Here is a 3,326-nt window from a genome sequence, read left to right on the forward strand (position 1 = left end):
TCTCGCCGATGACGCGCGCGATCGCGAGGATCGAGCCGGAGACGATGCCCGGCAGCGCCGTGCGCAGCACGACCTTCGTGATCGTGCGCTGCTTCGTGACGCCCAGCGCGAGCGACGCCTCACGCAGCGCGTCGGGGACGACCTTGAGCATCTCCTCCGAGGATTTGCACACGGTCGGGATCATCAGCAGCGCCAAGGCGACCGACCCCTCGAAACCGTTGAAGGTGCCCGGGCCGAAGATCATCGAGAACAGCGACAGCGCGAACAGGCCGGCGACGATCGACGGGATGCCGCTCATGACGTCGACGAGCAGGCGGATCGTCTTCGCCAACGCGTTGTCCCGCGCGTATTCAATCAGGTAGACGGCGCACATGACGCCGATCGGGATCGAGATGACCATCGCACCGAGCGTGATCTCCAACGTGCCGATGATCGCGTGCAGGATGCCGCCGTACCCGCCGGCGGCCGTCGGGTTGCCGCCGATGACGCCGGTCATGTTATGGGTCAGGAATCCCAGGTCGAGCCGTCCGATGCCGTGCGCGAGCGTCGTCCACAGCAGCGAGGCGAGCGGGATCAGCGCGACGGCGAAGGTCGCCGTGAACAGCACGCGCATCAGCCGGTCCTTGCGTCGGCGCGCCTTGGCCGTCGAACGCGACGGGCGGAAGCGGTCGAGGTCGAGGTCGGCGAGCATCCGCTGCGTGTCTATCGGCGGATTGCATTCGAATGTCGTCATGAGGCGGCCTTTCCGGTGAGTCTGCGGGCGGCGTAGTTGACGGCGAAGGTGATCGCGAACAGCACGAGGCCCGTCGCGATGAGCACGGACACGCCCAGGCCGTTCGCCTCCGGGTATTGGGCGGCGATGTTCGCGGCGATCGTCTGGTTCTGGGAGGCCTGCAGCAGATGGAACGAGTATTTGAGTCCCGGCGAGAGGATCATCAGCACGGCCATCGTCTCGCCGAGAGCACGGCCCAGGCCGAGCATCGACGCCGAGATGATGCCCGAACGGCCGAATGGCAGGACGGCGAGCCTGATCGTCTCCCATTTCGTCGCACCGAGCGCCAAGGCGGCCTCCTCGTGGAGTTTCGGCGTCTGCAGGAAGACGTCGCGCGTCATCGACGTGATGATCGGCAGGATCATCACTGCCAGGACGAGCGCGACCGTCCCCACGGTGCGCGATGGGTTCGCGGCGGGGCCGGCGAACAGCGGGATCCAGCCGAGATGCCCGGCGACCCAATCCCAGAACGGGTAGATCGCCGGCACGAGGACGAGGCCGCCCCACAGGCCGTAGACGACCGACGGGATCGCGGCGAGCAGGTCGATGATCGTGTTGAGCGCGCCGACCAACCGCCGCGGCGCATATTGGGAGATGAAGACGGCGATGCCGATCGAGACGAAGAACGCGAGCGCGAGCGCGAGCACCGCCACGAGCACCGAGCCGAACAGCAGCGGCGGCACGTACTCCCGGAACGAGGCGAAGCGGCCGCCGGTGAAGCTGGAGACGACGGCGTCGACGGCATCGCGCGGGCCTCCGATCGCGGGCCATGCGCGCACCAGCAGGAAGACGGCGACAGCCGCGAGCACGGCGAGGATGAGCAGACCGCTGCCGTAGGCGAGGCCGGCGAAGACGCGGTCCGTCGTGCGTCCGCGCCGCGACGCGCCGAAGGCGGCGCCGGCCTTGGGCGCGCGCTGCGCCGGGCGTCGGACGTCGGCCTCGGCCATCGTGGTCGTGCGCGTCATGCTCAGTCGACCTTGATCTGATTGATCGATGCCGCGATCGTGCCGGTCAGGCTCTCCGGCAGCGGCGCGACGCCGGCGGCGGCCTGGGCGGCCTGCTGGCCTTCGGCGCTCGTGACGTAGCCGAGCCATGCCTTCGCGAACTTCGCGTCCTGCGGATCCTTGTAGGCCGGGCAGACGATGTCATAGGAGACGAGGACGATCGGGTACGCACCCTCCGCCTCCGTCGTGTGGTTGATCGTGACGACGATGCGGTTGTCGCCTTCGACGCTCGTGTCGACCTGCGAATCGGCGATGACCTTCGAGCCGGCTTCGGCGGAGATCGGCGTGTAGGCGTCGCCGACCTTGACGGCGACCGTGCCGAGGTCGGCCACCTGCGAGAAGTCGGCGTAGCCGATCGTGCCGTTCGCCTGCTTGATCGTCGAGACGACGCCAGATGTGCCCTTGGCGCCCTGCCCGACCTCGTTCGGCCAGTTCTCGGACAGTTCGTAGTCCCAGTCATTCGGTGCGGCGGCCTTGAGGTAGCTGACGAAGTTGAGTGTCGTGCCGGACTTGTCGGAGCGGTGCACGACGGTGATCGCGAGGTCCGGCAGGTCGAGGTCGGGGTTCTGCGAGGCGATCCGCTCGTCGTTCCAGCGGGTGATCCTGCCGGCGAAGACGTCGGCGATCGTCGCCGCGTCCATGTTGACGTGCTTGCCGGCGTCGGAGACGCCCTCGAGGTTGAAGGCGACGGCGATCGGCGAGATGTACACCGGCACGTCGAAAGCGGTGCCCGAGGCGCACACGTCCTTCGAGGCCTCCACCTCGTCGTCGCTCAGCGCCTTGTCGGAGCCGGCCCAGACCGTCGATCCGGTCAGGAACGCGCTGACGCCCGCTCCGGAGCCGGAGGGGTTGTAGGCGACGGTCGCGTTCGGCGCGGCGGCGCGGAACCCTTCGATCCACGCCTCGACGGCGCTCTGCTGCGAGGATGCGCCGGCGCCGGCGAATTCGCCGCTCAGCGCGGCGGCGCCGGCGGTGCCGTCGGCCTGCGCCGTCGCCGCGCCCGACGCCGTGTTGTCGCCGCAGGCGGCGAGCGATGCCAGCAGTGCGGCGGCGCAGACGACGGCCGTGGCGCGCATGGGGGTGTGCTTGCTCATGATGGTGCTCCCTAGTTCTCTTCGTTCCCTGGTGTGCCTTATGCAGGATGATGCGTTCGGCTGCACATTGAATCGTGCCGTTCCAACGTGTTCCGGGTCGATGCCCCGGTTGGTTCCGCGTTGCATCTCCAGCCTAGAACGGCTCCGCGGGACCGTCGGCGCGTTTCGGTGAACGGAGGGTGAACAGTCGCCCAACATTGCGTGGCGGCTCGGGCCATCGCCCGGCAGCGCGCATTCGGCATACGCGATGATACCGGCGGCAACAAGAACCGGGGCCTCCTCCACGATGGGTGGAGAAGGCCCCGGTGCGTATGCGGATGCGGCGGCGATCAGCCGAAGCGGCCGGAGACGTAGCGTTCCGCTTCCTCGTTCTGCGGGTTGTTGAACATCGTCGACGTATCGGCGAAGTACTCGAGATGGCCGGGCTGCCCGACCGCCTTGAGGTTGAAGAACGCC

At 68.1% G+C, this 3,326-nt stretch carries 3 protein-coding genes and 1 pseudogene; all 4 read right to left on the bottom strand.

The annotated features are described in order from the left end of the window. The coding region (pstA, locus tag D2E22_RS10380) for a phosphate ABC transporter permease PstA (RefSeq protein WP_126033004.1) at positions 1-733 on the bottom strand (733 nt) is incomplete at its 3' end. Continuing rightward, positions 730-1,737: a phosphate ABC transporter permease subunit PstC gene (gene pstC, locus D2E22_RS10385; protein ID WP_420897258.1), complete on the bottom strand. Its 1,008-nt coding sequence runs from the start codon at positions 1,735-1,737 to the stop codon at positions 730-732. The genes pstC and pstA, both read right to left, overlap by 4 nt. Before the next feature lie 2 nt (positions 1,738-1,739). Further along, a complete protein-coding gene (gene pstS / locus D2E22_RS10390; RefSeq protein WP_126033005.1) occupies positions 1,740-2,870 on the bottom strand; it encodes a phosphate ABC transporter substrate-binding protein PstS in 1,131 nt (376 codons plus the stop codon). A 329-nt stretch (positions 2,871-3,199) separates the two neighbouring features. After that, positions 3,200-3,326, bottom strand: a pseudogene (locus D2E22_RS10395) (phosphate ABC transporter ATP-binding protein); the annotation flags it as partial.

The organism is Bifidobacterium castoris (assembly GCF_003952025.1).
Classification (GTDB): Bacteria; Actinomycetota; Actinomycetes; order Actinomycetales; family Bifidobacteriaceae; genus Bifidobacterium; species Bifidobacterium castoris.